Annotated in this window: 22 protein-coding genes and 2 tRNA genes; 11 read left to right on the top strand and 13 right to left on the bottom strand. The window is 69.9% G+C overall.

The genetic code is table 11. The features are described 5' to 3' along the window. Positions 1 to 25: 25 nt before the first annotated feature. From dnaA to ccmA, 4 genes are all read right to left on the bottom strand, one after another. Positions 26 to 1,543, bottom strand: coding sequence for a chromosomal replication initiator protein DnaA (gene dnaA, locus MKK53_RS23210; protein WP_243931234.1), 1,518 nt, complete (start codon positions 1,541 to 1,543; stop codon positions 26 to 28). 511 nt (positions 1,544 to 2,054) lie between these two features. After that, entirely contained in the window at positions 2,055 to 2,321 is a 267-nt protein-coding gene (gene rpsT, locus MKK53_RS23205; RefSeq protein WP_243931231.1) for a 30S ribosomal protein S20, read from the bottom strand. 1,198 nt (positions 2,322 to 3,519) lie between these two features. After that, positions 3,520 to 4,188 (bottom strand): heme exporter protein CcmB, encoded by a 669-nt coding sequence (gene ccmB, locus MKK53_RS23200; RefSeq protein ID WP_243931229.1) that lies wholly within the window; start codon positions 4,186 to 4,188, stop codon positions 3,520 to 3,522. Next, positions 4,185 to 4,835: a heme ABC exporter ATP-binding protein CcmA gene (ccmA, locus tag MKK53_RS23195; RefSeq protein WP_243931227.1), complete on the bottom strand. Its 651-nt coding sequence runs from the start codon at positions 4,833 to 4,835 to the stop codon at positions 4,185 to 4,187. Before ccmA ends, ccmB begins: the two co-directional genes overlap by 4 nt. Positions 4,836 to 4,956: 121 nt before the next feature. On the opposite strand from ccmA, the gene MKK53_RS23190 reads away from it, so the two are divergent. Further along, positions 4,957 to 5,145 (top strand): hypothetical protein, encoded by a 189-nt coding sequence (locus tag MKK53_RS23190; RefSeq protein ID WP_243931225.1) that lies wholly within the window; start codon positions 4,957 to 4,959, stop codon positions 5,143 to 5,145. A 106-nt stretch (positions 5,146 to 5,251) separates the two neighbouring features. Here MKK53_RS23190 and MKK53_RS23185 read toward each other — a convergent pair whose 3' ends face one another. Next, positions 5,252 to 6,028: an RNA methyltransferase gene (locus tag MKK53_RS23185; protein WP_243931223.1), complete on the bottom strand. Its 777-nt coding sequence runs from the start codon at positions 6,026 to 6,028 to the stop codon at positions 5,252 to 5,254. Positions 6,029 to 6,199: 171 nt separating this feature from the next. Here MKK53_RS23185 and MKK53_RS23180 point away from each other — a divergent pair, with 171 nt between their 5' ends. Together MKK53_RS23180 and MKK53_RS23175 are read left to right on the top strand one after the other, a co-directional pair. Continuing rightward, positions 6,200 to 7,414 carry an NADP-dependent isocitrate dehydrogenase gene (locus tag MKK53_RS23180; RefSeq protein WP_243931222.1) on the top strand — a complete coding sequence of 405 codons (1,215 nt, stop codon included), beginning with the start codon at positions 6,200 to 6,202 and terminating at the stop codon, positions 7,412 to 7,414. 287 nt (positions 7,415 to 7,701) lie between these two features. Next, on the top strand, positions 7,702 to 7,923 hold the full coding sequence (locus MKK53_RS23175) for a hypothetical protein (RefSeq protein ID WP_243931220.1): 222 nt from the start codon (positions 7,702 to 7,704) through the stop codon (positions 7,921 to 7,923). Positions 7,924 to 7,945: 22 nt separating this feature from the next. Here the strand turns inward: MKK53_RS23175 and MKK53_RS23170 are convergent, their stop codons facing one another. Then, positions 7,946 to 8,383, bottom strand: coding sequence for a DUF3429 domain-containing protein (locus MKK53_RS23170; protein ID WP_243931219.1), 438 nt, complete (start codon positions 8,381 to 8,383; stop codon positions 7,946 to 7,948). Between the two features lie 180 nt (positions 8,384 to 8,563). Beyond that, positions 8,564 to 11,833, bottom strand: a complete 3,270-nt coding sequence (locus MKK53_RS23165; protein ID WP_243931217.1) for a hypothetical protein — start codon at positions 11,831 to 11,833, stop codon at positions 8,564 to 8,566. A 391-nt stretch (positions 11,834 to 12,224) separates the two neighbouring features. Here MKK53_RS23165 and MKK53_RS23160 point away from each other — a divergent pair, with 391 nt between their 5' ends. Then, complete coding sequence (locus tag MKK53_RS23160; protein WP_243931215.1) at positions 12,225 to 14,015, top strand: acyl-CoA dehydrogenase C-terminal domain-containing protein; 1,791 nt, start codon at positions 12,225 to 12,227, stop codon at positions 14,013 to 14,015. Positions 14,016 to 14,199: 184 nt separating this feature from the next. On the opposite strand, the gene MKK53_RS23155 is transcribed toward MKK53_RS23160, so the two are convergent. Together MKK53_RS23155 and MKK53_RS23150 are read right to left on the bottom strand one after the other, a co-directional pair. Further along, a complete protein-coding gene (locus tag MKK53_RS23155; RefSeq protein WP_243931213.1) occupies positions 14,200 to 15,480 on the bottom strand; it encodes an O-acetylhomoserine aminocarboxypropyltransferase in 1,281 nt (426 codons plus the stop codon). A 73-nt stretch (positions 15,481 to 15,553) separates the two neighbouring features. Next, the gene (locus MKK53_RS23150) at positions 15,554 to 16,177 is read right to left on the bottom strand and encodes a DUF938 domain-containing protein (protein ID WP_243931211.1); all 624 of its coding nucleotides are present in this window, start codon (positions 16,175 to 16,177) and stop codon (positions 15,554 to 15,556) included. Between the two features lie 214 nt (positions 16,178 to 16,391). Between MKK53_RS23150 and MKK53_RS23145 the strand changes: the two genes are divergently transcribed. Beyond that, the gene (locus tag MKK53_RS23145; RefSeq protein WP_243931209.1) at positions 16,392 to 17,102 is read left to right on the top strand and encodes a collagen-like protein; all 711 of its coding nucleotides are present in this window, start codon (positions 16,392 to 16,394) and stop codon (positions 17,100 to 17,102) included. 73 nt (positions 17,103 to 17,175) lie between these two features. Here MKK53_RS23145 and MKK53_RS23140 read toward each other — a convergent pair. From MKK53_RS23140 to aroA, 3 genes are all read right to left on the bottom strand, one after another. Beyond that, positions 17,176 to 17,251: transfer RNA gene (locus MKK53_RS23140), tRNA-Lys, on the bottom strand. Between the two features lie 56 nt (positions 17,252 to 17,307). Then, positions 17,308 to 17,946: a (d)CMP kinase gene (gene cmk, locus MKK53_RS23135; RefSeq protein WP_243931207.1), complete on the bottom strand. Its 639-nt coding sequence runs from the start codon at positions 17,944 to 17,946 to the stop codon at positions 17,308 to 17,310. A 1-nt stretch (position 17,947) separates the two neighbouring features. Then, complete coding sequence (gene aroA / locus MKK53_RS23130; protein WP_243931206.1) at positions 17,948 to 19,297, bottom strand: 3-phosphoshikimate 1-carboxyvinyltransferase; 1,350 nt, start codon at positions 19,295 to 19,297, stop codon at positions 17,948 to 17,950. A gap of 268 nt (positions 19,298 to 19,565) precedes the next feature. Between aroA and MKK53_RS23125 the strand changes: the two genes are divergently transcribed. The 5 genes from MKK53_RS23125 to MKK53_RS23105 all read left to right on the top strand — a co-directional run bounded on the left by MKK53_RS23125 (position 19,566) and on the right by MKK53_RS23105 (position 21,687). Continuing rightward, positions 19,566 to 19,952 carry a TIGR02300 family protein gene (locus MKK53_RS23125; RefSeq protein WP_243931204.1) on the top strand — a complete coding sequence of 129 codons (387 nt, stop codon included), beginning with the start codon at positions 19,566 to 19,568 and terminating at the stop codon, positions 19,950 to 19,952. 126 nt (positions 19,953 to 20,078) lie between these two features. Then, a tRNA-Ala gene (locus MKK53_RS23120) sits at positions 20,079 to 20,154 on the top strand. 74 nt (positions 20,155 to 20,228) lie between these two features. Then, positions 20,229 to 20,828 (top strand): chorismate--pyruvate lyase family protein, encoded by a 600-nt coding sequence (locus MKK53_RS23115; RefSeq protein ID WP_243931202.1) that lies wholly within the window; start codon positions 20,229 to 20,231, stop codon positions 20,826 to 20,828. A 53-nt stretch (positions 20,829 to 20,881) separates the two neighbouring features. After that, positions 20,882 to 21,295, top strand: coding sequence for a DUF2147 domain-containing protein (locus tag MKK53_RS23110; RefSeq protein WP_409564403.1), 414 nt, complete (start codon positions 20,882 to 20,884; stop codon positions 21,293 to 21,295). 110 nt (positions 21,296 to 21,405) lie between these two features. After that, complete coding sequence (locus tag MKK53_RS23105) at positions 21,406 to 21,687, top strand: hypothetical protein (RefSeq protein ID WP_243931200.1); 282 nt, start codon at positions 21,406 to 21,408, stop codon at positions 21,685 to 21,687. A gap of 66 nt (positions 21,688 to 21,753) precedes the next feature. Here the strand turns inward: MKK53_RS23105 and alaS are convergent, their stop codons facing one another. Then, positions 21,754 to 24,417, bottom strand: coding sequence for an alanine--tRNA ligase (gene alaS / locus MKK53_RS23100; RefSeq protein WP_243931198.1), 2,664 nt, complete (start codon positions 24,415 to 24,417; stop codon positions 21,754 to 21,756). 289 nt (positions 24,418 to 24,706) lie between these two features. Between alaS and MKK53_RS23095 the strand changes: the two genes are divergently transcribed. Further along, positions 24,707 to 25,888 carry a transglycosylase SLT domain-containing protein gene (locus tag MKK53_RS23095; protein WP_243931196.1) on the top strand — a complete coding sequence of 394 codons (1,182 nt, stop codon included), beginning with the start codon at positions 24,707 to 24,709 and terminating at the stop codon, positions 25,886 to 25,888. Positions 25,889 to 26,110: the final 222 nt, after the last annotated feature.

Below are 26,110 nucleotides of genomic sequence, written 5' to 3'. Positions count from 1 at the left end.
CCCCCTGCCCCGGCGACGCCTGCGCTCAGTCCTGAAGCATCCGCTTCAGCAGCTCGACCTCGTCGCCGAGCACCGTGTCCTCGCCGATCTGCTTCTCGATCTTGCGCACGGCATGCAGCACCGTGGTGTGATCGCGCCCGCCGAAGCGGCGGCCGATCTCGGGCAGCGAGCGCAGGGTGAGGACCTTCGACAGATACATGGCGATCTGGCGCGGCTTCACCACCGCCGCCGTCCGGCGCTCCGACAGGATGTCCGAGCGCGAGACGTTGTAGCGGCTCGCCACCAGCTTCTGGATGTCCTCGATCTTGATCCGCTTCGGCTCGCGGTTCTTCACGAGGTCGCGGATCGCGGTCTCGGCGGTCTCGACGGTGACGGCGGTGCCGGTGAGCGTCGCATGGGCCAGCAGCCGGTTCACCGCACCTTCGAGGTCGCGGCCGTTGGCGGTGATCGCCCGGGCGACGTAGTTCACCACCTGCGGCGACACATCGAACCCCGGATGGGAGTTCCGCACGGCGGACAGCCGCGCCGACAGGATCGAGACGCGAAGCTGCTCGTCCAGGTTGCCGATTTCCACCACCAGGCCCCCCGCGAGGCGCGAGCGGACGCGTTCGTCCAGGGCTTCCAGTTCGGTCGGCGGACGGTCGGAGGCGACGACGACCTGCCGGCCGGCGTCGATGAGCGCGTTGATGGTGTGGCCGAACTCGGCCTGGATCGACTTGCCCTGGATGAACTGCACGTCGTCCAGGATCAGCAGGTCGATCCCGCGCAGGCGCTCCTTGTAGGCCAGGGCCGACTGGGTCTTCAGGGCGTTGACGAAGCCGTACATGAAGCGGTCGGCCGTCAGGTAGATCACCCGGCGACCGCCCTCGCGGGCCGCGTGGCCGATGCCGTGCAGCAGGTGTGTCTTGCCGAGGCCGACGCCCGCGTGGAGGTAGAGCGGGTTGTAGAGGGCACCCTCCCCCTGGTGGCGGGCGATGCGCTCGGCGGCGGCGTGGGCCAGGGCGTTCGAGCGGCCCACCACGAAGCTCGTGAAGGTCAGGCGGGCGTCCAGCGGGGTGCCGTTGAACTCGTTGCCGGTGTCGGCCATGTTCCGCGGCTCGACCACGGGGGCCATCGCCGCCATCGCGACGGGCGCGCCGGTGGCATGGAGGCGGGCCAGGGGGCCGCTGGTCGGGGCGGGCTTGGGCGTGTTCACCACGGCGGGGCGCGCCGGAGCCGCGGTGCCGCGCACGCCGATCTCCACCCGGTCGACCTCCGGCGCCTCGGCGCGGAAGGTGCCCAGCACCCGGTCGATGTAGTGGGACTCGATCCAGCTCTTCAGGAAGCGGGTCGGCACGGTGAGGCGGCCTGCGCCGCCCACGACGCCCTCGAGTTCCAGCCTGGCGAACCAGCTCGCGAACACGTCCTCCCCCAGCTCCGCGCGGAGGCGGCGCTTCACGCGCGACCAAGCCGCGCCGTAATCCGGGGTGCTGTTCTCATGGGCGCCACCGTCCTGGGTGCGCCCTTCCTCGTCGCCGTTCGCCACCGTTCCGTCGACACGCATCACTGGCTCTCCCCACGCCGCCGACGAAAATCCGCCCGCTGCGCGTACGCACGCTTCACGCCCTCAGTGTCTCGCAACCACCGCGCGAGACTGATTCCGTATGTCGAGTCAATCCCGTCACAAGGAACTTCAGCCGATTTGAAGAGCCTATCAACAAAGACCTGCGGTTCCCTTAACAGTGGGACTTACGGGGACGGCGTGGAATCCCGGGGCCAAGTGTTCCCGAGGGGGTGCCGGGGAAGAGCTAGAGTCTTGCGGCGTCTCGTGATTCGCGAGAGTCCCGAAACCAACGGGTTTTGCTTGAACGCGGTGACGTTCTGTTAAGCTACACGCGGCCCGTGGACTCTGCAATAATCCAAATTCCGGCGCAGGGTTAACGATCTCTGAGCGGGACGACCCGGTCTGGCGAGGCCGGCGCAACGCTGCCGGGCGACGTACCCGCCGAGCGCGCAAAGAAAAAGCCCGGCGCGATGGCCGGGCTTGAAATCGTTCGTTCGATGGGCCGGGGCGATCAGGCCGCCAGGGCCTTCACCCGCGCGGCGAGGCGCGAGACCTTCCGGGAGGCGTTGTTCTTGTGAACGATGCCGCACTGGGCAGCACGCATGATCTCCGGCTCGGCGCTCTGCAGGGCGGCGAGCGCGTCCTGCTGGTTGCCGGCGATGATCGCCTCCTCGACCTTGCGCACGAAGGTGCGCATGCGGGAGCGGCGGGACTTGTTGATCGCCGTGCGCTTGGCGATCTTGCGGGTCATCTTCCTGGCCGAAGCGGTATTGGCCATATTAGTCCTCGTGTTTCTCGTCGAGCGATGCCGACGGGCCGGCACGGCCGGGAATCGGTCAACGCGAAAGGTTGTCAGGCGATGGCCGAGACGCAGCGCACGCAAAAGCGAGGAGTCCCGGCGAAGCGCCTCCTATAGACATGGCCCCTGCCTGCGTCAACGCAGGCGGACCAGGAGAACCATTCAAGCCATCATTCAAAACGCTGCAACGCGCGCTCCGCCAACTAGGCATCTCAACAATCGCGACAAAATGCCTAAATTCAGATATAAGGCCTAACCTTTGCTGCGGAGGGCTATCGGGCGATGACCTCGAACTAACCCCGATTCTCAGAGATGAAGTCTCTACGCGGATAACGAGCTGGTCTTACCCTCGACGTGCAGCTTTGAAAATTGCGTTACGTGATTCAACACTAGTATTCACAAAATCAGTCGCGCGCGTCCGCTGGACAATCGAACGGCGGCCAGTCGATAAATCAATCGGTCGGGGGGGGGTATCGGGGCAAAAATATCAACTAACCACGGAAACTTGCTAAAAAATACATATCTGCCAACTGCTGCGTATAGATCAATCACGAATTTCCGAGACGCTTTTTTGATCGCGAAGTCTCTGATCTTAAGGCAGCTGCACAAGCCAACGAGCTCGGCTCCGAGAAGGCATACAAGTTACTGTTTGATCTTCGCTTCCAAACCATGGGAAGATACTATGGAAAATCGATCAACTTTCGATATCTTACACCTTCTCGATAATCAGAAAATTCCATTTACGCTAAACAGGTTCGGACCAGAAACTATCCGGGCAAACGTGACCTTATATGGATTACGCGTTGAGATCGGGTGCTTTGAAGATAATCATGTTGAAGTTTCAACATCCCATGGAAGGGAAGATATCGAAGGAGGATTTAAATACTCGACGAAGACACTGAGAGAAAACAGTCTAGATTAGCGCATTCTAAAAAAGTTTCTCATGCCACGTCACCCGCCTCTGCGAGCGTAGCAAAGCGATCCAGGGATCAGATATATCCGGTCAGGTCCCACAGCCCCTAGATTGATCAGCTGTCGCGCGCAATGATGTTTGACCAGGCAGCAGAGATTAGACCAAAACTGCTTTGTCACTCAATGCCTTGCAAATATTGATGATTCTGAGCCGTTTTTTCGAGCGAGACAACGGCTCTGAGACGGCCGGCGCAGATCGAGACGACTACTCCGGCCATCTCAGCGCCGCCGCCGCCGCCACCGTGCCGACGACGGCGGCGATGAGCGTCAACCCCGTCAGCACCGCCAGCGGCACGAGGAACGGCACCGTCCCGCCCGTCGCCGCCTGCGCAGCCGAGACACCGAAGATCAGCGTCGGAATCATCAGCGGCAGCACCAGCACCGCCAGAATCAGCCCACCCCGGCGAATCGAGGCGGTGAGCGCCGCCCCCACCGCGCCGATGAAGCTGAGGGCCGGCGTGCCGACGGCCAGCGTCAGGGCGGTCGCAGCCATGGCGGTGCCGTCGAGGGCGACGAGGAGGCCGAACAGCGGCGAGGCGAGTGCGAGCGGCAACCCCGTCGTCAGCCAGTGGGCGACGACCTTGGCGAGCACCACCCCTTCGAGGGGCACCGGCGCCCCGGTCATCAGGTCGAGGGATCCGTCCTCCTCGTCGGCCTGGAACAGCCGGTCGAGGCCGATCAGCGTCGAGAGCACCGCCGAGAGCCAGAGGATCGCCGGCCCGATCCGCGACAGGAGGTTGAGATCGGGCCCGAGGGCGAAGGGCACCAGCGCGACGATCATCAGGAAGAAGACGAGGGACAGCGTGCCCGAGCCGCCGACGCGGGCCGCCAAGCGCAGGTCGCGCGCGACGAGGGCGAGGCCGGCGCGGATCATAACCAGTCCTCCCCGTCGGCGTCCGTGGGCGCCGCGGCCTGTTCGGGGCCGGCACGGTCGATGCGGAGTTCCATCGCGTCTCGGAGCCCGAGCGCTTGGTGGGTCGCCGCGATCACGAGGCCGCCGCCGGCCCGGTGCTCCGCCATGAGCCCGGCCAGGACCTCCTGCGAGGCGGTGTCGAGGGCGGCGGTCGGCTCATCCAGAAGCCAGAGGGGGCGCGCACAGACGAGGAGCCGCGCGAGCGCCACCCGTCGCCGCTGGCCGGCGGAGAGATAGGCCACCGGCAGGTCGTGGGCGTGGGCGAGGCCCAGCCGTTCGAGGGCCTCCCGCGGCACGAGGCGCGGGGCGCCGAGGAGATCCCGCGCGAAGGTGAGGTTCTCCCCCGCCGTCAGGGCGGATTTCAGCCCGTCCCGGTGGCCGACCACGTGCAGGCATTCGGGAAGGCTCGCCTCCCCCACATCGGCGATGGCGATCCGCCCCCCATCCGGTCGAAGCCGGCCGGAGAGGATGGCGAGCAGGCTCGACTTGCCGGCGCCGTTCCGTCCGGTGACGGCGAGCGCCCCGCCCTCACCTACGGAGAAGGTCAGCCCGGCGAAGATCCGGCGGCCGGAGCGGCGGCAGGCGAGGTTGTCGACGTCGAGCCGCAAGGGTTCCTCAGGGGTCGCCCGGCGTCATCCAGGCGGCCGGCTCGGTCTCCATGCCCGATTGCGGCGGCCGACGGAACAGCGCAGGCGCCCCGACGCGTTGTGACCGGCGAGGGGGATCGCCATGACCCAGGACGACCGGCAGAGCGTGCCCACGGAAACCGAGGTCGCCTCCAGCGAGGACGCCGTGGCCGGCCTCGCGATGGTGAAGGCCCGCTTGGCTTGCTGCACCCGAGAGGAGCAGGTCGCCTTCTGGGAGGCGGTGGGTCGCTGCTTCGGGAGCGGCAAAGCGCCGGAGGTCCGGGGCTCGTAGCGGATCTCCACCCGTCCGCCATCGCGGGCGCAGCGAGGCGGCCGAGGGTGGCGGGACGCCGCTGAAGCATCTCGCCGCCCGCGCGTCGAAAGCGCGGGTGCCGGGCTCACTCCCCGCCCGGCTGGTGTTTCTTCCGCTGGGTCATCGCCCGCAGGGCGCCCTGGAAGGTGCGCACGTCCTGCTCGGTCATCTCCATGCGGTGCAGCCTGTCGCGCATGTTGCGGACGATCCCTCCGCGCTTCTGCGGCGGGTAGAACCCCGCCGCGTCCAGGGCCGATTCGAGGTTCGCGAACAGGGCGGTCAGCGCATCCCGGGTCGCCGGGGTTGACAGCATCTCGCCCGAGAACGGGATCTGCGCCCGGCCGCTCGCCCGGCGCCACTCGTAGCCCACGAGCAGCACCGCCTGGGCGAGGTTGAGCGAGGGGAAGTCCGGCGAGACCGGAAAGGTCACGATGGCGTCGGCAAGCGACACCTCGTCGTTGGTGAGCCCCACCCGTTCGCGCCCGAACATCACGCCGCACGCTTGGCCGGCGCGGCCCGACAGTTCGGCCATGGCGTCCTCGGGGGCGTAGACGCGCTTCATCTGCCCCCGCTCGCGGGCGGTGGTGGCGAGGACGAAATGGAGGTCGGCGATGGCCTCCTCCACGCTGGAGAAGACCTGCGCCCGGTCGAGGACGTGAGTCGCCCCGGAGGCCGCCTCGCGCACGCCCTTCTTCGGCCAGCCGTTCTTCGGGTTGACGAGGCGCAACTCCGAGAGGCCGAAATTCGCCATGGCGCGGGCCGTCATGCCGATATTCTCGGCGAGCTGCGGCTCCACGAGGATCACCGCGGGGGCGGTGCCCGGGGGGATCTCGAGGTCCTTTTCGTCGGCGGCGCGGGTCATGCCGCCCTCTGGCACGGGGCCGCCGGCCCGTCGAGGGGCGAGTTACGACGCCGGCCGGATGACAGCGCGAGCCTTCCGCTCACCGTGGCCCCTTGCTATGTCGCCGGGCGCGTCCGCACGGCCCTTGCATGCTGTGCGCCCCGAGGACAGCGCACGAAAAGGCAGCGGCCCATGGCGAAGATCAAGGTAGCGAACCCCGTCGTCGAGCTCGACGGCGACGAGATGACCCGGATCATCTGGGCCGAGATCAAGAACAAGCTCATCCACCCCTACCTCGACGTCGATCTCGAATATTACGACCTGGGCGTCGAGCACCGGGACGCGACGGGCGACAAGGTGACGGTGGACGCCGCCGAGGCGATCAAGCGGCACGGCGTCGGCGTGAAGTGCGCCACCATCACGCCGGACGAGGCCCGGGTGAAGGAGTTCAACCTCAAGGAAATGTGGCGTTCGCCCAACGGCACGATCCGCAACATCCTCGGCGGCGTGATCTTCCGCGAGCCGATCATCTGCAAGAACGTGCCGCGCCTCGTCCCCGGCTGGACGCAGCCCTTCGTGATCGGCCGCCACGCCTACGGCGACCAGTACCGCGCCACGGACTTCAAGGTGCCCGGCAAGGGCCGCCTGACCATCAAGTTCGAGGGTGACGACGGCACCGTCATCGAGAAGGAGGTGTTCAAGTTCCCCGACGCCGGCGTCGCCATGTCGATGTACAACCTCGACCAGTCGATCATCGACTTCGCCCGGGCGTCGCTGAACTACGGTCTGGCCCGGAAGTACCCGGTCTACCTGTCCACCAAGAACACCATCCTCAAGGCCTATGACGGCCGGTTCAAGGACCTGTTCCAGAAGGTCTACGAGGAAGAGTTCGAGGCCCAGTTCAAGACCCTCGGGATCACCTACGAGCACCGGCTGATCGACGACATGGTCGCCTCGTGCCTGAAGTGGTCGGGCGGCTACGTGTGGGCCTGCAAGAACTACGACGGCGACGTGCAGTCGGACACCGCCGCGCAGGGCTTCGGCTCGCTCGGCCTGATGACCTCCGTGCTGATGACCCCGGACGGCAACACCGTGGAGGCCGAGGCCGCCCACGGCACCGTCACCCGCCACTTCCGCGAGCACCAGAAGGGCCGGGAGACCTCCACCAACTCCATCGCCTCGATCTTCGCCTGGACCCGCGGCCTCACCCACCGCGCCAAGCTCGACGGAAACGATGAGCTGGCGAAGTTCTCGGCCACCCTCGAGAAGGTCTGCGTCGACACCGTCGAGGCCGGCCACATGACGAAGGATCTCGCCCTCCTCGTCGGGCCGGACCAGAAGTGGCTCTCCACCACCGGCTTCCTCGACAAGGTGGACCAGAACCTCAAGACGGCGATGTCCGCCTGAACGCCAGGACTCTCGTGGCATGGGAGGGCGGCGGGTGCAGGGCATCCGCCGCCCTCTTCGTTTCAAGCGCCGAAGCCGCAACGTCGCGTCTCGATTGAATCGCGGGGGATGGTCGTTCCCCGTCGCCGCGCAGGCAGAGCTCACACCGGGCTGCGGGATACCCCCTCCGACGGCTCGGACGAGATACAACTTCCAATAGTGTCTGGCCCGGCCCTGCGCTAAGGTTCGACACCCGCCTCCCGAATGCCGGCATCGGGGATGCGTCCGGCCATGCCTGTGAGGGAGCGATGGCAGGCCGTGGGCCGCACGACAGCCGCAAGCATCTGACGCGGATCGCCGCCCTGCTGGGCGTGACCTCCGCGACCTTCCGGGCCCGCCGCCATCCCGTCGATGACGGGCCGGGCCGCGAGGAGCGGGCGGAGGTCGCCCTCCTGTTCCGCCGCCTCACCGCCCCCGATCAGCGGGCGGCCGTCATCGCGCTCCTGCGGGCGATGACGCGGTCGGCATGAGGGGCGAGGATCGGGCGATCGCCTAGGCGGCGACGAGCAGCGCCGCCCCGGCGACGCCGGACAGGACGAGGCGCAGGCGCCCGAGCCAGACGGGGGAGAGACCCCGGCGGGGGAGGTCCTGATCGACCAGGCCCCAGGCCAGGACGAGGACGCCGAGGATGCGCAGGTCCCAGGGTGCCGGTGCGGCCATGGCCGCCCACGCGACCAGCGAGGGCACGATGGCGATGACATAGTCGCCGTTGCTGCCACCCCGGGCCGCGGCGGCCCCCCAGCGGATTCCCCCGAGGAACGACGCGATCACGGCACCGTAGGCCGACAGGATCGTGCGCGGCGACAGGCCGATATTCCCCAGGCCCCCGTCGCTGCCGGAGACGGCGAGCGCGGCGAAGCCGAGGAAGGGGATCAGCCCGGCCACGCCAAGGATGATGGCGCTTAACGGCACTGCAGGAAGGCGCGCCATCCAACCTCCGGTTCCATGACCGGCGGTGGAACCGCACCTCCCGGCCCGGACCGACCGCTCTCGTCAGGGAGGGGTCCCGCATCCCACGTCGGCGGTCAAGCTCAGAACGCCGGCCGCGTCGCTGTGCCTCCCCGGTCGCGCCGGGCACCGGGCCCGGGGCGGCGGAGGCTGCGTTCGCTGTCAGATCGCCTTGTGGGCCGGCGCGCCGAGGGGCGTGGGGACGGGCGCCCCCAGCAGGCTCACCGGGCCCTGCCCGCCATCGGCCAAGGCCGGCGGATCGTTCACGGCACCGTCGAGCTTGCGCGGCCTGAACGAGGCGGCGAGGCTCTTGGCCCGGGCGAGATCGGGGGCGTTGAGCTTCGTGGCGACATCGTCGCGCTTCTTGCCGGCATCGTCGTCGCCCTGGGCGGCGGCGGCGGCGAACCACACGTAGGATTGCACGAGGTCCTGCGTCAGGCCGAGGCCCCGGGCGTAGAGCACCGCGATGTTGTACTGGCTGTCCCGCACGCCGTGCTCCGCGCCCTGCCGGAACCACGAGGCGGCCGAGGCGAAGTCGGGCTTGCCGCCGGCGGCGGGGTTCTCGGCATAGATCACGCCGAGGTTGTGCATGGCGCGGGCGTGGCCCTGTTCCGCGGCGCGCCCGTACCAAAGCTTGGCCTGGGCGAGATCGCGGGCCACGCCGGAGCCCTTCTCGTAATGGGCGCCGAGCTTGTACTGGGCCGGGGCGTAGCCGACATTGGCGAGCTTCTCGAACAGCTTGGCGGCGGCGGCGAGGTCGCGCGGCATGCCGCGGCCATCCGCTTCGCGCATCGCCAGCTCCCAGGTGGCGGTGCCGTCGCCGGAGAGGGCGGCGAGCTTCACCTTCGCGAGGCTGGCGGGCACGTTGGCGAGGTCACCTGCGAGCCCCGCCATGTTCGGGACCGGCGGAACCGCCGGCTTCGCCTGCGCGGCCTGGGCGGCGGGCGCCGGCTGGGGCTCCGGCGCCCGCGGGCCGGCGACGGTCTGCGTCGTGGCCGGATCCTGGGGGATCGGCGCCGGCAGGGCCTGGGGCGCGGGGGCCTTCGGCGCCTCGGCGACCTTCTGAGCGTCAGCGGGCTTCGCGGTGGCGACCGTGCCGGGCGCGGGGGTGAGCTTGGGCAGGTTCGCCGCGTCGTCGCCGGAACGAAGGCTGACCGTCTGGATCGCGCCGAGGGTCAGGACGATGGCGGCGAGCCCGAGGAGGAGCGGCTTGCGGTGCTGGTCGATCTCCGCCCGCAGGCGGGTCATCTTGCCAGCCACGGGGGCGGCCGGGGCCGCGGCACGGCCGCGGACCGGCCGGTCGAGGGGCAGTTCGGCGGCGAGTTCCGCCTGGGCGGCCTGGGCGGCCCGGCGTGCCGCGGCGATGAAGCTCGTCTTGATGTCGCTGTCGGCGGAGGCCGTGTTGTCGAGAGGCTTCTCGGCGGCGGGCGCCTTCGACACCGGCTCGCGCTTGTCGACGTTCGGGGTCGGCGCGCGGACCGGGCGAGGCGCGCCGGGCTCCAGCAGCATCTCGCCGGACGACAGGGCCAGAGCCGCCTCGGGAAGGTCGCGCTGCGCCGGCCGGTGGGCGCTCCGGGCGGCGTCGACGCTGGTGGACGTCATCAAGCGCTCGTCGAGCGACGGCGGCCGGGGCGAGGATGAGTCCACCGTGCCGAGGCGGTTGACCAATCGGTCGAGGGCCGACTGGACGCCTTCGAGGGTCGCGCCCAGGCGTTCGTCGGCGGCGATCTGGCGGGCCTGCATGTCGGCGAGGCTCGCCCGGAGCAGGCTGAACTCGGTGGGGCTCGCGGTGCTCGCGCCCTTCAGGGTCTCGGCCACGGCGGTGCGGGCGGCACGCTCGATCAGCGCATCGCTCGGCGACACGTCGCGGAGCGCTTCGACCTGCTGCATCAGGTCGTTCATCGTCCGCTCGAGGCTCGTCAGCGCCGGATCGAGGGCGTGCGGCGCCTCGATCTTGTCCACGAGGGTGAGAACCTGCCTCTCCAGGGCGTCGAGCCCGTCGGGACCGGCGCGCTCGCCGACGCGGTCGACCTTCTCGGCGAGGCTGTGCAGCATCGCGTGGATCGAGGCCATGTCGGCCTCGGCGGCGCCCTGCGGCCGGGCGCTCGCCTCCACATCGGCGCGGGCCTGAAGGCCATCGACCTTCTCGGCCAGGGCGTGGATCTCGTCGGCGAGTTCGACGGAGCCGGCCTCCTGATCCTCGGCGTGGAACGCCTCCGGCTCTTCGGCCTTCGACTCCTCGACCTTCGGCTCTTCGGCCGGGGGGATAAGGGCGATCTGCTCGCTCAGATCCTGGACGCGGGCGACCACCGCTTCGAGGCGCCCGGGCTCGGCCAGGAGGGCGATTGCGCTGCGGATCTCCGCCAGTTCGGCGCCGAGCGCGTCGAGGGCGGTCATGTCGGCATCGGCCTCCTCGAAGGCGATCGCGACATCCAGGCGGTTGGCGAAATGCTTGAGATCCGCGCCGACCCGCACGAACGCGGCGGCGGCGGCCGAGACGTCGAGCTCATCGATCCGGGTGCGGATCACCGCCAGGGGCAAGGCCAGCGCCGGGACCTCGGCGTCGGACCGCGCCCGGGAGATGCCTGCGGCGAGGGAATCGAGGGCGTTGTCGAGGGCATCGATGTCGGCCACCGTCGCGAGGGGGGCGATCAGCTCGCGCAGCTGCGCCGCCTGCCGCTGCAGACCTTCGATGACGTAGGCCGGGAGGGTGCTGGCCCGGCGCACCGGGTCCGCCGGAGCCTGGGCGGCCAGCGGCGAGACGGGGGCCTCGGCTTCGGTGCCCTCGACGACGAGGCGCCGGACGAGGTCACGGCGCATCGACGCCACGGCGCTCGCGGGCTGGGCCTGTTCGGACAATTCACGCTGGCGCTGGCGGATGGCCTGCACCGCCTCGCGCATCTCCGCGGCGGTCGCCTTGCCGCGCTTGGCGACGGGACGGGGTTGCGACACCTGGTCGTCGAGCTCGGCGACCCGGCGCTCGATGTCGCCGAGGCGCTCGGTGACCTGCTGGACCGGATTGGCCTGAAGGGCGCGATCGATGCGCAGCTCGATCTCTTCCAGGCGCTTCTGTTCGGCGAGGGACGCCGCGCGGCGCTCGGCCTCCATCGAACGGTCGATGCCATCCAGGCGGGTCATCAGGGCTGCGAATCCCTCGGGAACGGGCGCTGCGGCCGGGTTGGCCTGCGCCAGGGCGGTCTCTTCCACCACGCGGGCCTGCTCCGGCACGCTCGGCTGGATCGCGGTGTCGAGGGACACGGCGGGCTGGCTGCTCCACCGCTGGCTGCCGCCGCCGGTCGGCGAGAAATGCTGCGGGACCACCGATGCGATCCAGGCCTCGAGCGGGACGCCCGCCCGGCTCGCGACGTCGCGGGCGGCCTCGATCACCTCAGGATCGAAACTATCGAAGTGCGAGGTCGCGTTGCGGTTCATCGTCGGCCTGTCGTCATTCGCGATCAGTTGGCGTCCGACCGGAGCATTCCGAGGGTGGGTCGTCCTCGGCGCTGCAACCTGTGGGCCGCCTGGGATCAACCATTAAATTTGTTGGTAAACATCGGGTTAAGGTGCCGGGCCGCGGTCGCGAGAAACTGTTGATCCCGCGAAATGCAACCCACGACTGCTTTCCGCGAGATGACACCGGACGGGTGGCACGCCGCGGTCGGGAATGCTGCCGCCCCAACGATTTAGGCGTTGCGACATGCTGCCCGACCCCTGGCCTGCGGCATGCGGGGTTTGTTGCTGCGGGCCGCCCGGAGCGTTTAATCAATGCCCGGGCAGCGGCCCGTCAGACGGCCGCCCGAATCGCAAGGTGGGAACAGTCCGAATGCCGCATTACCGCGCTCCGGTCGATGACACGCTCTTCCTCCTGAATGACGTCCTGGGCCTTCAGGGCCGGTCTAACCTCAACGGGTTCGCGGAGGCGACACCGGATGTGGTTGAGGCGGTTCTGCGCGAGGGCGGCAAGCTCGCCGACGAGGTCATGGCTCCCCTCAACCAAGCCGGCGACCGGGAGGGCTGCCAGCATCATCCGGACGGCCGCGTGACCACGCCCGCCGGCTTCAAGGCCGGCTACGCTTCCTATGCCGGCGGCGGCTGGATGGGCCTTTCGATCCCCGAGGCCTATGGCGGGCAGGGACTACCTCAGGTTATCAACGCCGCCATCCAGGAATTCGCGTCCGGCGCGAATCTCGCCCTCAGCATGTATCCCGGGCTCACCCAGGGTGCGGTCGCCGCCCTGCTCGTCCATGGCTCGCCGGAACAGAAGATCCGCTACGTCCCGAAGATGGTGGAGGGCACCTGGACCGGGACGATGAACCTCACCGAGCCCCATTGCGGCACGGATCTCGGCCTGCTCCGCACAAGGGCGGTGCCGAACGGTGACGGCTCCTACGCGCTCTCGGGCACCAAGATCTTCATCTCGGCCGGGGAGCACGACCTCGCCGAGAACATCGTCCACCTCGTCCTCGCCCGCATCGAGGGCGCCCCGGCCGGGACGAAGGGCATCTCCCTGTTCCTCGTGCCGAAGGTGCTGGTGAACGAGGACGGATCCCTCGGCGCGCGCAACGGCGTGTCCTGCGGTTCGATCGAGCGCAAGATGGGCATCCACGGCAATTCCACCTGCGTGATGAACTACGACGGCGCCACCGGCTGGCTCGTCGGCGAGGCGAACCGCGGCCTCAACGCGATGTTCGTGATGATGAACGAGGCGCGCCTCGCGGTGGGCGTCCAGGGTCTTGGGCAATCCGAAGCCGCCTACCAGAACGCGGTGGCCTACGCGAAGGACCGGCTCCAGGGCCGGGCCCTCAAGGGGGCCAAGGCGCCCGAGCGCCCCGCCGACCCGATCATCGTCCACCCCGACGTGCGCCGGACGCTGATGCAGATCCGCGCGTTCAACGAGGCCGCCCGCGCCCTGGTGCTATGGACGGCGCTGCAGTCGGACATCCTCCACCGCGCGGAGGACCCGAAGGAGCGGCAGGCCGCCGACGACCTGATGGGGCTGATGACTCCGGTGGTGAAGGGCGTCCTGACCGACCGCGGCTTCGCCAACGCGGTCGAGGCGCAGCAGGTCTTCGGAGGCCATGGCTACGTGGAGGAATGGGGCATGTCGCAATTCGTCCGCGATGCCCGCATCGCCATGATCTACGAGGGCGCCAACGGCATCCAGGCCATGGACCTGATCGGGCGCAAGCTCCCCAAGGACGGGGGCCGGGCGATGATGGCGTTCCTGGGCGAGGTCCAGGGTTTCCTGAAGGAGGCCGCCGGGGACGAGGCCCTGTCCGCCTTCGCCGCACCGCTCCAGGCCGCCATCGGCGACCTCCAGCAGGCCACGATGTGGCTGATGCAGAACGCCATCGGCGACCCCGACCATGCGGGTGCGGGGGCGAGCGACTTCATGCACCTGCTGGGTCTGATGGCGCTGGGCTACATGTGGTGCCGGATCGCCAAGGCGGCGCTGGCGAACAAGGCTCAGGGAGGCGACACCGCCCGGTGGGACGCCAAGCTCGTCACCGGCCGGTTCTTCATGGAGCGGTCCCTGCCCGAGACGGCCCTGCGCCTCGCACGGATCAGGGCCGGCGCGCAGACGACGATGGCCTTGGCGGCGGAGGCGTTCTGAGGCGCGAGGGGGGGCCTCGCCGAGCGTCCGGCCGATGCACTCTGGAAGGCTCCCGTGGCCGGAGCCTTCCAGTGCCGTCATCGTCTCAGGGGCAGTGGGATGACGGGGCGAGGGCCTCTCGGCCTCCGAGGGCCGGCCTCGGCAGTATGTCCGAAACCGCCCCCGCCCTCAGGCGTGCGGGGGTTTACCCTCGCAGCGCCCGGTCCAGATCCTCGATCAGGTCGGCGGGATCTTCGAGGCCCACCGAGAGGCGCACGACCTCGGGGCCCGCGCCGGCGGCCGTCTTCTGCGCGTCGGTGAGCTGGCGGTGCGTGGTCGAGGCCGGGTGGATGATGAGCGAACGCGTGTCGCCGATGTTGGCGAGGTGCGAGAACAGCTCAAGATTCGAGACGAGCTTCACCCCCGCCTCGTAGCCGCCCCTCAGGCCGAAGGTGAACACCGCCCCCGCCCCGTTGGGGGTGTAGCGCTGGGCCAGGGCGTAGTACCGGTCGCTCTCCAGGCCCGGATAGCTCACCCACTCCACCTCCTCGTGGGTGGAGAGGAAGCGCGCCACCTGCAGGGCGTTATCCGAATGGCGCTGCATCCGCAGGGGCAGGGTCTCGATCCCGTTGAGGATCAGGAAGGCGTTGAAGGGCGAGAGCGCCGGCCCGAGGTCGCGCAGGCCGAGGACCCGGCAGGCGATGGCGAACCCGAAATTGCCGAAGGTCTCGGCCAGCACCATCCCGGAATATTCCGGCCGGGGCTGGCTCATCATCGGGTAGCGGGCATCGCCGGCCCACTGGAAGGTGCCGCCGTCCACGATCAGGCCGCCGATGGAGTTGCCGTGGCCGCCGAGGAACTTCGTGGCCGAATGGACCACGATGTCCGCCCCATGCTCGAACGGGCGGATCAGGTACGGCGTCGCCATCGTGTTGTCGACGATGAGCGGGATGTTGTGCTTCTTGGCGATCACCGACAGGGCCGCGATGTCGGTGATGACGCCCCCCGGGTTGGCAATGGATTCGCAGAAGATCGCCTTGGTGCGGGGCGTGATCGCCGCCTCGAAGGAGTCCGGGTTGTCCGTATCGGCCCAGACCACCGACCAGCCGAAGTTCCGGTAGGAGTGGTTGAACTGGTTGATCGAGCCGCCGTACAGCTTGTTGGCGGCCACGAACTCGTCGCCCGGCTGCATCAGCGCGTGCATCGTCAGGAATTCGGCGGCGTGGCCCGAGGCCACCGCCAGCGCCGCGGTCCCCCCTTCGAGGGCCGCGATCCGCTCCTCCAGCACCGCGTTCGTCGGGTTGGTGATGCGGGTGTAGATGTTGCCGAACGCCTGGAGGCCGAACAGCGACGCGGCATGGTCCACGTCATCGAAGACGAAGCTGGTCGTCTGGTAGATCGGGGTCGCCCGGGCGCCGGTCGCCGCATCGGGGGCGGCGCCTGCGTGGATCGCCAGGGTGTTGAAGCCGGGCAGGCGGTCGGTCATCGCGCTCACAAGTCTCCGTGGGCTCTAGCCCACAGCCTGTACGCCCGCTCGGGAGCGGGGCGCAAGGCACCCCTCAAGCGCCGGCCTTCCGGTAGACGAGGATGAGGTTGTTGGCGGGCATGGCCACCCGCTCCCCGAACGTCAGCCCGCGGGACGCGGCGAGACGGCCCACCGCCTCCACGGTGCGCAGGCCCCAGCGCGGATCGCGGGCGCGCAGGTCGGCGTCGAACGCCTCGTTGCTCGGCGCCGTCGGCACCCCCTCCTCCCGGAACGGCCCGTAGAGCACCAGGGGCGCCCCGGCCGGAAGGAGCCGCCCGGCCCCGGCGAAGAGGCCCTCGGCGGCGGACCAGGGGGCGATGTGGACCATGTTGATGCAGACGATCGCCGCCGCCTGCACCACGGGCCATTCCGCCGCGGCGGCATCGAGGGCGATGGGATCGCGCAGGTTCGGCAGCCCCGCCGCCCGGGCATGGGCCGCGATGCTGCGCAGGGCCACCGGTTCGGGGTCGCTGGGCTGCCACGTCGACTCCGGCAGCGCGCGGGCGAAATAGACGGCGTGCTCGCCGGAGCCGGCCGCCACCTCGAGCACCGTCCCGCCGGAGGGCAGCACCCGCCGCAGGACGGCGAGGATCGCCTCTCGGTTGCGGGCGACGGCGGGGGCCGTCAGGGCGTCGCCCTCTGTGGACCAGCTCAACATGACGGCCGAGGCCTCCACCGCGGGAACGTTCCGTGCTTGGGCGGGTCTACCACCCCGCCGCGGCGGGGCAATCCGGGGGATGCCGCGCCTTCGGCCGGGCGGGCCTCTCTCCGCCAGCCGGATTGCCGGGTATGACTGTAAAAGCCGGTCGGCCCGTTGATGCTGGGCCGGCCGGATTTTATATGCCGCCGGCTTTTCTGATCAGGAATGTGGAATGCTGATCCGCCGAACCGACCGATTACTGTCCTCCGTCGGCCTCGCATTCTTCGCCCTCTCCGCGCCCGCGACCGCCAAGATCCAGATCGAGGCGGCGCGGATCACCGGCGGAGAATTGTGGATCCTCGGCTCCACCGACGAGCCCGACGCCGAGGTCACCCTCGACGGGAAGTTTCCGACCAAGGCCGACAGGCGCGGCAACTTCGAGCTTCGGGTGGCCTACCATCCGGCGAGTTGCATCGCGACGGTGCGCACGCCGTTGGAGGTGCGCAGTGTCGTGGTCGGCGAATGCGGGCAGATGGGCCCGTCGGGACCGCCCGGTCCCCCCGGCCCGATGGGGCCGGCCGGCGAGGCGGGTCCCCCCGGCCCTCAGGGCGAGGCCGGCCCGGTGGGGCTGCAGGGGATGTCGGGCGGCCAGGGCGTTCCGGGCCCGTCCGGCGGTGTGGGACCCGCGGGCCCTCCCGGACCGAAGGGGGAAGCGGGGCCGATGGGCGCGGCGGGACCCGCCGGACCGCCGGGGACGGAAGGTCCGCGCGGCCTGGCAGGCCCGCAGGGGCCCATCCCCCGACCTGTGGTGCAGAAACCGACGGTGCAGAAGCCCCCGGCCAAGGCCGACCCGATCCGCCGCACAGGCCGCCCGGAGGCGGCACCCGATCCGGACCTCGAGCCGGAAAACGGCGGCGGCCCCATTCCCCAGGACCGGAACTGACCGCGCCATGGCACGGCCAGGATGAGGGCCGCGCGGCGTCGAACGCTCGAAAGATCGGAGAGGGTCGTAGGTGTGGTGAGCGCGTTGGGGTTCGAACCCAAGACCTACAGATTAAAAGTCCGTTGCTCTACCAGCTGAGCTACGCGCTCGCGTCCCCGCTCTGCGGGGTCGGCGGCCACCGCAATAGGGGAGCGGATCGGGAGGGTCAACCGATCGTCGTGCAGGCCCGCTCGACGATCGCGCGGGCCTCGGCGAAGGCCGCGGCCGCGTCGAGTTCGGTGGTGTCGAGGCGCACCGCATCCTCGGCCATACGCAGCGGGGCGGCGCTGCGGGAGGAATCCCGGGCGTCGCGCGCCTCGATGTCGGCGAGGATGCCTTCGAGGCTCGCGGCCTCGCCCCGGCCGGCGAGCTCCCGGTGGCGCCGCCGGGCCCTTTCCTCGGGGGAGGCGGTGATGAACAGCTTCACGCTCGCCGCCGGGCAGACCACCGTGCCGATGTCCCGGCCGTCCAGGACGGCCCCGGCCGGATCCTCCGCGAACCGGCGCTGCCAGGCGAGAAGCGCCGCCCGCACCTGTGGCACCGAGGAGATGCGCGAGGCCGCCTCGCCCATGGCCCGGTCGCGCAGGCGCGAATCGGTGAGGCCCCCGGCATCGAGGGTTTCGGCGGCGCGGGCGGCGGCGGCGGTGTCGTCCAGGGACGTACCGGCGTTGAGCAGGGCGAACGCCACCGCCCGGTAGAGCAGGCCGGTGTCGAGGTGCGGCAGGCCGTAATGGGCGGCGAGGCGCTTGGCGAGGGTTCCCTTGCCGGAGGCGGCGGGGCCGTCGATGGCGATGACGAGGGGCATGTCAGGCTCCGATCCGGCCGCCGAGGGCGGACATGGTCGGCAGGAAGCTCGGGAAGCTCGTGGCGATCATCGCTCCGTCATCCACCGTGACCGGGTGCTGCGTCGCCAGCCCCATCACGAGGAAGGACATGGCGATGCGGTGGTCGAGATGGGTCGCGACCGTGCCGCCCCCCTTCGGCGCGGCCCCGCCCCCCTCGACGATCAGGTCGTCGCCCTCGATCCGGTACGCGACGCCGTTGGCCGCGAGGCCCGCCGCCACCGCGGCGAGGCGGTCGGATTCCTTCACCCGCAGCTCGTGCAGCCCGTTCATCCGCGTCGTGCCCTCGGCGAAGGAGGCCGCCACGGCGAGGACGGGGTACTCGTCGATCATCGCGGGCGCCCGCTCGGCCGGGACATCGACGCCGGTGAGGCGGCTCGCCCGCACGCGCAGGTCGGCGACGGTCTCGCCGCCCTCCTCCCGCTCCGCAAGGCGCTCGATCTGGGCGCCCATCTCCAGGAGCGTCGTGATGAGGCCGGTGCGAAGGGGGTTCATCATCACCCCCTCGATAACGAGGTCGGATCCAGGGGTGATCAGGGCCGCCACCAGGGGGAAGGCGGCCGAGGAGGGGTCGGCGGGCACCACCACGTCCGCGCCGCGGAGGGTGGGCTGACCGGTCAGGGCGATCCGGCGACCGTGGCCCTCGGGCCCATGCGGCTCCACGCTCACCTGCGCCCCGAACAGGCGCAGCATCCGCTCCGTGTGGTCGCGGGTGGCGGCGCTCTCGATCACCGTGGTGACGCCGGGGGCGTTGAGCGCCGCCAGCAGCACGGCGGACTTGATCTGCGCCGACGCGGCCGGCGTTTCATAGGTGATCGGGATCGCCTCCCGCGGCCCGCGGAGCGTCAGGGGCACCCGCCCGCCCTCGGCCTCGGCCACGACCTGCGTGCCCATCAAGGTCAGCGGGTCGAGGATGCGGCGCATCGGCCGGGAGCGCAGGGAGGCGTCGCCGTCGAAGGTCGCCGTCACCGGCTGGCCGCCGACCACGCCCATCATCAGGCGCGAGCCGGTGCCCGCATTGCCGAAATCGAGCACCTCCGCCGGATCGGTCAGGCCGCCGATGCCGACGCCGTCCACGACCCAGCGCCCCTCCCCGATCCGCTCGACGGTGGCGCCCAGCGCCTTCGCCGCCGCGGCGGTGCGCAGCACGTCGTCGCCCTCCAGCAGGCCCTCGACGCGGGTGCGGCCCTGGCTGAGCAGACCGAGGATCATCGCCCGGTGGGAGATCGACTTGTCGCCGGGCGGACGCAGCCGCCCGCGCAAGGGCGCGCCGGGGGAGGCGCTGAGGGGCTGGGGGGCGAGGGTATGCGACACGGGCGGTCCGTTCGGGTCTTCGACGGCTGGGCGGATGGGCCTCGGCGCGTTGTGCCGCGCGGGCTTGCCGGATGCCGGTTCGCGGCGCGGTTACCACGGGCGCCGGCCTTCGTCATCCACAGGCCCCCGGCCGATGCGGGCGGTGGCACCGGGGCGGTCCATCGAAACCGGCACGGATTCGCGGCCGCCGCCGCTCGATTGACAGGGGCTGCAGCCGCGACTAACCGGGCGCCTCCCCACAAAGTGTATCGACGACGAGGTGTCCCCCGTGGCCCGACCGGAACTCGGCCTGAAACGCCAGTGCATGAGCTGCGGCGCGAAGTTTTACGACCTCGCCCGCGACCCCGCAGTCTGCCCGAAATGCGGAGCGATCTATCAGGCGGCCGCCACCAGCCGCGTGGCGGCGCCGGTGATCTCGCGCAGTCCCGTCGTCGCCGACGACGAAGACGAGACGGACGAGAAGGGCCCGGAGCTGGTCTCCCTCGATGAGGTCGAGGCCGCCGAGGACGAAGCGGATCCGACGCCGGAGGACGAGACCGCCGACGACAGCGACACGGCCAGCGACGACGATACCTTCCTCGAAGAGGAAGATGCCGGGGACGACGACGTGTCCGACCTGATCGACGGCGATATCGAGAACGACGAAGAGAGCTGAGCCTTTCTGGCGAAATCTCGAAAAAAAGGGGTTGAGTCCGGCCGGCAGGGCGCCTATAGAACCGCCCTCGCCGGCCGCCAACCGGACCGGCGAACCCCGCGGAACCCAACCGCGGTGGACAATAGTGGGGCCTTAGCTCAGCTGGGAGAGCGCTTCCATGGCATGGAAGAGGTCATCGGTTCGATCCCGTTAGGCTCCACCATTTTTCCTCCGGATCCCTGTGCTGCTACTGACCGGTCGCGCCCTGGATCCCATTCACCTCTGCTCAAAACCATCGTGAGTGCGGTCGGCATCCTGTTCGCCGTAACCACCCTGCCGGATACGGCCCTCGCCGAAGGCGTCGCCACCGTGCGTCCGGCCTCGGCGGCCGAGACCCTGGTCGCCGACCTGCGCGGCCGCATCCTCCGGTCCGACAGCGCCACCGCCGTCCTCGAATCCTGGTGCGCCGAAAAGGGCCTCGCCGGGCAGGCGCGCCTCGTGGCCCTGCGTCAGCAGGGAATCGAGAAGCCCGCCACGGCGGAGCAGCGGGAACGGCTCGGCGTCGGGCCGGACGAGCCCGTCCGCTACCGGCACGTGCGCCTCGCCTGCGGTGATCGGGTCCTGTCCGATGCGGATAACTGGTACGTGCCCTCCCGCCTGACGCCGGAGATGAACGCGGCCCTCGACGGCTCGGACGTGCCGTTCGGCCGGTTGGTGCGCCCCCTGGCGCCGGTGCGCCGGGTCGTCTCCGTCCACACCTACCCGCTCGCCGCCGAGCCGGGGCCGGATGCCCCCCTCGTGCGCGTCGATGCCCTCCTCGTCACCGGCGCGGGGGCGCCGTTCTGCGAGGTGATCGAGACCTATCTCGGGGCCACGCTTCCGCCCACGGGGCGGTAGAGAACACCCGGCGCGATTCGCGGGGCCTCGCGCGCCCCTTCCGGAGACTTCCCTTGACGACCGTTCCGTTCCGCCTCGCAGGTCTCGCGCTGCTCGTGACCTTCGGTGTTCCGGCCTATGCGGCCCCCGGCGAGCCCAGCGGCCTGTGGTTGACCGAGACAGGCCGCTCCACCGTGAAGATCGTGCCCTGCGGCGGCGGCTATTGCGGCACCATCGTCAGCGCTCCCGGAAAGGCGCTGGACGCCAACAACCCGGACCCGGCCCTGCGCGGACGCAGCGTCATCGGTGTGCAGATCCTCGACGCCCGCAAGCCCGACGGCGGCGGCTTTTCCGGCTCCCTGTATAACCCGAACGACGGGAAGACCTATTCGGGCTCCCTGCGCCTGACCAAGCCGGATACCCTCGAAGTATCGGGCTGCGTCCTCGGCTTCGTGTGCAAGAGCCAGTCCTGGACACGGACCAGATAACGATCCCCCCGTTCGGTGTGCTGCCGCACACCAGCCGATCACGAGCGAGTTATCGCCGGATCGATTGCGAACAACTTATGTTCCCCGTTCCGAACAGGACGGAACATGTCATGACTTTCACCAAGCTCACGCTCTCCGCAGCCCTCGTCGCGTGTCTCGCGACACCGGCCCTGGCCCAGGTCATCGAGACCCCGAACAGCACCACCGTGGTCGTCCCCCCAGGCAGCCCCGGCGTGGTGACGCCCCTCGACGGCGCCACGGGCGGGGACCAGGCCATCACCTACTCCCCGACCGGCCGGCCGGCGGACTCGATCTCCAACGACTCCGCGGCGGCCGGGAATGCCGGGCAGCCCTCGCGGGTGGCGCCCCAGGGTGGCGGCGGCGGCAAGTAAGGGACGCGAACACAAAAAAGGCCGCACCTCCGGGTGCGGCCTTTTTCGTTCCAGCGGTTGCGGAGATCAGGCCGCGCCGCGCAATGCCCCCTCGATTGCGTCCAGGGCGGCCTGGGCGCCCACGCCGTTGGGACCGCCCGCCTGGGCCATGTCCCGGCGCCCGCCGCCGCCCTTGCCGCCCAGGGCTTCCGCCCCGGCCCTGACGAGGCCGACCGCGTCGTAACGCCCGACCAGATCCTCGGTGACGCCGACCACGAGTCCGGCCTTGCCGTCCGGCGCGACGCCGACGATGGCGACGATGCCGGAGCCGAGGCGGGTCTTGCCCTCGTCGGCGAGACTCTTGAGGTCACGCATCTCGACGCCCTCAACCACCCGGGCCATCAGCCGGATCCCGGCGACGTCCTTGGGGGCGTCGGCGTCGGCCGCCCCGCCCCCGCCCATCGCGAGCTTCTTGCGGGCCTCGGCGAGTTCGCGCTCCAGGCGGCGGCGCTCTTCCATGAGGCTGGTGAGCCGGTCCGGCGCCTCGGAGGCGGGGGCCTTCAGGATCCCCGCCAGGGAGGCAAGGGTGCGCGATTCCTCCGCGCGGAAGCGGCGGGCCGCATCGGCCGTCAGGGCCTCGATCCGGCGGACGCCCGCCCCGACCGCGGTCTCGGACACGACGGTGATCGCCCCGATATCGCCCGTGCGCCCGGCATGGGTGCCGCCGCAGAGCTCCACCGAGAACGCCTTCGTCCCCCCGTCGCCGCTCGGCAGGCCCATGGAGACAACGCGGACCTCCTCCCCGTACTTCTCGCCGAACAGCGCGCGGGCGCCGGAGGCGATCGCGTCATCGACGGCCATCAGCTTGGTCACCACCGGCTGGTTCTGCAGGAGCACCGCGTTGGCGATGTCCTCGACGCGGGCCATCTCCTCGGCCTCGATGGGCTTGGGATGGCTGATATCGAAGCGCAGGCGCTCAGAACTCACGAGGGAGCCCTTCTGCGCGACGTGGTCGCCCAGCACCTGCCGCAGGGCCTCGTGCAGGAGGTGCGTGGCCGAGTGGTTGGCCCGGATGGCCCGGCGGCGGGCATGGTCCACCTTCAGCTCGACGGGCTGTTCCAGCCGCAGGGCGCCCTCTTCGACCGTCACCGAATGGACGAACAGGTCGCCGAGCTTCTTCTGCGTATCGGTGACCCGCGCCTTGAGGCCGGCGGCGACGATCGTGCCGGTGTCGCCGACCTGTCCACCGGACTCGGCGTAGAACGGCGTTTGGTTGAGGACGGCGAAGCCGGACTGCCCCGCCGTCAGCTGCTCGGTCTCGGCCCCCTCGAACAGCAGGGCCGTCACCACGCCCTCCGCCGTCTCGGTCTCGTAGCCGAGGAAGTCGGTGGCGCCGGCCCGGTCGCGCAGGCCGAACCACACGGCTTCGGTGGCCGCGTCGCCGGAGCCCTTCCACGCCTCCCGCGCCGCCTGCTTCTGCCGCTGCATCGCCGCCTGGAACGCGTCCGTGTCCACGCCGATGCCGCGGGCCTTCAGGGCGTCCTGGGTGAGGTCGAGGGGGAAGCCGTAGGTGTCGTAGAGGGTGAAGGCGGTCTCGCCGGAGAGGTTCTGGCCGGCCTGGAGGTCGCGGGTCTCCGAGTCGAGGATCGACAGGCCCCGCTCCAGGGTCCGGCGGAAGCGGGTCTCCTCGAGCTTCAGGGTCTCGCCGATCAGCGCCTCGGCGCGCATCAGCTCGGGGTAGGCCTGCCCCATCTCGCGCACGAGGGCGGGGACGAGGCGGTACATGGTGGGCTCCCGGGCGCCCAGGATCTCCGCATGGCGCATGGCCCGGCGCATGATCCGGCGAAGCACGTAGCCGCGCCCCTCGTTGCCCGGCAGCACGCCGTCCGCCACGAGGAAGGCGGAGGCCCGCAGATGGTCGGCGATCACCCGGTACGAGGCCATGGTGGACGGCTCCGGCGCCCGGGAGACGGCGTGCGCCACCGCCTCGATCAGCGCGCGGAACAGGTCCGTCTCGTAATTCGACTTCACGCCCTGGAGGATCGCGGCCATCCGCTCCAGGCCCATGCCGGTATCGATGGAGGGCCGGGGCAACGGGTTGCGCGACCCCGGCTCCAGCTGCTCGTATTGCATGAACACGAGGTTCCAGAACTCGAGGAAGCGGTCGCCGTCCTCGTCCGGGCTGCCGGGCGGGCCGCCGCGCAGCTCCGGGCCCTGGTCGATGAAGATCTCCGAACACGGGCCGCAGGGGCCGGTGTCGCCCATCTGCCAGAAGTTGTCGGAGGTTCCGATGCGGATGATCTTATGGTCCGGGAAGCCGGCGATCTTCTTCCACAGCAGCGCTGCATCGTCGTCGTCGGCATAGACCGTGACGAGGAGCTTCTCCGGCGACAGGCCGAACTCCTTGGTGATGAGCGTCCAGGCCAGCTCGATGGCGCGTTCCTTGAAGTAGTCGCCGAACGAGAAATTGCCGAGCATCTCGAAGAAGGTGTGGTGGCGCGCCGTGTACCCGACATTGTCGAGGTCGTTGTGCTTGCCGCCCGCCCGCACGCATTTCTGCGCGGTGGTCGCCCTGTCGTAGCCCCGCTTCTCGACACCGGTGAAGACGTTCTTGAACTGCACCATGCCGGCGTTCGTGAACATCAGCGTCGGATCGTTGTTCGGCACCAGCCCCGACGACGGCAGGACCGTGTGACCGGACCGGGCAAAGAAGTCGAGGAAGGTCGACCGGATCTCGTTGACGCCGCTCATCTGGCAGACTCTTCAGGCTTTTCACGTCACATGCCGGGGGCACGCTCCTGCGCACCCCCCTTGAGCGTCCTCTTAAGGATGGAACCCGCGGGAGTCACGGGCGCCGGGATACGCCGGCCCGGATTGCCGCCGCCCGGCGGGGACACCGGCTCGACGGCCTGAACGGTCAAGCCGCGAAATAGCCCGGGATTGCCCCAGGCTCGCCACAAGCACGGCCGTGTTGTCGCCACATCTGTCAAGCCAGATTAAGCCATCAGCGCCCTCCGGCGCCGCAGGACACGGAATCACGATGCAGGGCCGCTCGGTCGGATCGGGGAAGACGGTGGTGGCGAAGTCTGGCGCGGTCCAGGTCCGGCATTTCGGAAAGGGCACCCACGGCGCCATCGCCGCGCAGCCGCTGGTCGGCGTCTCCCACGGCAGCAAGGCGGCCCTGGTGCGCTCCCTCCTGACCGTGACCCTGATCGCCGGCTCGCTCAGCGCCGCGCTGCTCGGTTCGGGGATCGATCTCGGCAAGGTGGGCCTGCCCCATGCGGTGACGCCGGCCGAGGCGGCCACCGAAATCCGCATGCCGCGGCCTCACCTCCACCTCGTGGCCCTCAGCGAAGACCTGGAGAACGCGACCCTGCGCGCCTCGTCGAGCTTCGCCCCGCTCCACGATCTCGACACCGACCTCGGTTCGAGCGGCGTCGATCGGGTGTCCTACGACTACCTGCTGTCGCAATCGTCCACGGGCGATCCGAACGACATCCTCGAATTCGGGTCGATGAAGATCCGGCGCCACTTGGTCCAGACCATCGTGAAGGCCGCGCAGGCCGTGCAGACCGACCCGGTGCTGCTGATGGCCGTGGCCGACAAGGAATCGAGCTTCATCACCGCCGTCCAGGCCAAGACCTCGTCGGCGACCGGCCTCTACCAGTTCATCGAGCGCACGTGGCTCGGCGTGGTGCGCGATTTCGGTGCCAAGTACGGCCTCGCCAAGGAAGCCGGCCTCGTCACCGCCGACGCCAACGACAAGCCGGTGATCACCGACGCCGCCGAACGCGCCCGCATCCTCGAGCTGCGCCGCGACCCCTACCTCTCCGCCCTGATGGCCGGCGAGATGCTGAAGCGCGATGCCGCCCGGATCAGCCAGCGGATCGGCCGTGACCTCACCCTCGGCGAGGTCTACCTCGCCCACTTCCTCGGCCCGGACGATGCGGGCGACTTCCTCGATCAGGTCGTGAACAAGCCCGCCGCCGCGGCCGCGGTCCTGCTGCCCGGCCCGGCCCGGGCCAACCGCTCCATCTTCTTCGCCGCCAACCGCTTCGTCGGGCGTGGCCGCCACCGCAAGCCGCTGAGCCTGTCCGTGGCCCAGGTCCACGAGAAGTTCGAAGCGATGATGCAGGCCCGGGGCAGCCGCTACCAGAACGTCCGCGCCTTGTCCGGCATCATGGCCTATGCCGACACGGATGCGGCGGTCGAGACGCAGTAATCCCCCGGGCCGGGAGACGCGGCGTCCCTGAGATCGACCCCTCTGCGGTGGCGGTTCTCCACGTTCGTTCGTGCCTCTCGCCACCTCCGATCGAGGGAGGGTGGGACAGCGCGCCCTCTGTCCCGGAAACCGGTGTTCGTGTCGGTGTTGGCGGCAACTCCCCCTATCGGCCGTATGATTGTCCTGATCGGCCGTCGATCACACTGGATAGACGGTCCGCCA

The sequence above is a fragment of the Methylobacterium sp. J-076 genome (genome assembly GCF_022829405.1).
Lineage (GTDB): Bacteria > Pseudomonadota > Alphaproteobacteria > Rhizobiales > Beijerinckiaceae > Methylobacterium.
The sequence above is the reverse complement of the archived record's forward strand: the minus strand, read 5'-3'. Positions and strand labels throughout refer to the sequence as shown.

Excerpts from the sequence above, each read along its gene's own strand:
- dnaA (WP_243931234.1), bottom strand. The coding sequence starts at position 1,543 with ATGCGTGTCGACGGAACGGTGGCGAACGGCGACGAGGAAGGGCGCACC.
- rpsT (WP_243931231.1), bottom strand. The coding sequence starts at position 2,321 with ATGGCCAATACCGCTTCGGCCAGGAAGATGACCCGCAAGATCGCCAAG.
- ccmB (WP_243931229.1), bottom strand. The coding sequence starts at position 4,188 with ATGATCCGCGCCGGCCTCGCCCTCGTCGCGCGCGACCTGCGCTTGGCG.
- MKK53_RS23190 (WP_243931225.1), top strand. The coding sequence starts at position 4,957 with ATGACCCAGGACGACCGGCAGAGCGTGCCCACGGAAACCGAGGTCGCC.
- MKK53_RS23185 (WP_243931223.1), bottom strand. The coding sequence starts at position 6,028 with ATGACCCGCGCCGCCGACGAAAAGGACCTCGAGATCCCCCCGGGCACC.
- MKK53_RS23180 (WP_243931222.1), top strand. The coding sequence starts at position 6,200 with ATGGCGAAGATCAAGGTAGCGAACCCCGTCGTCGAGCTCGACGGCGAC.
- MKK53_RS23175 (WP_243931220.1), top strand. The coding sequence starts at position 7,702 with ATGGCAGGCCGTGGGCCGCACGACAGCCGCAAGCATCTGACGCGGATC.
- MKK53_RS23170 (WP_243931219.1), bottom strand. The coding sequence starts at position 8,383 with ATGGCGCGCCTTCCTGCAGTGCCGTTAAGCGCCATCATCCTTGGCGTG.
- MKK53_RS23165 (WP_243931217.1), bottom strand. The coding sequence starts at position 11,833 with ATGAACCGCAACGCGACCTCGCACTTCGATAGTTTCGATCCTGAGGTG.
- MKK53_RS23160 (WP_243931215.1), top strand. The coding sequence starts at position 12,225 with ATGCCGCATTACCGCGCTCCGGTCGATGACACGCTCTTCCTCCTGAAT.
- MKK53_RS23155 (WP_243931213.1), bottom strand. The coding sequence starts at position 15,480 with ATGACCGACCGCCTGCCCGGCTTCAACACCCTGGCGATCCACGCAGGC.
- MKK53_RS23150 (WP_243931211.1), bottom strand. The coding sequence starts at position 16,177 with ATGTTGAGCTGGTCCACAGAGGGCGACGCCCTGACGGCCCCCGCCGTC.
- MKK53_RS23145 (WP_243931209.1), top strand. The coding sequence starts at position 16,392 with ATGCTGATCCGCCGAACCGACCGATTACTGTCCTCCGTCGGCCTCGCA.
- cmk (WP_243931207.1), bottom strand. The coding sequence starts at position 17,946 with ATGCCCCTCGTCATCGCCATCGACGGCCCCGCCGCCTCCGGCAAGGGA.
- MKK53_RS23105 (WP_243931200.1), top strand. The coding sequence starts at position 21,406 with ATGACTTTCACCAAGCTCACGCTCTCCGCAGCCCTCGTCGCGTGTCTC.
- alaS (WP_243931198.1), bottom strand. The coding sequence starts at position 24,417 with ATGAGCGGCGTCAACGAGATCCGGTCGACCTTCCTCGACTTCTTTGCC.
- MKK53_RS23095 (WP_243931196.1), top strand. The coding sequence starts at position 24,707 with ATGCAGGGCCGCTCGGTCGGATCGGGGAAGACGGTGGTGGCGAAGTCT.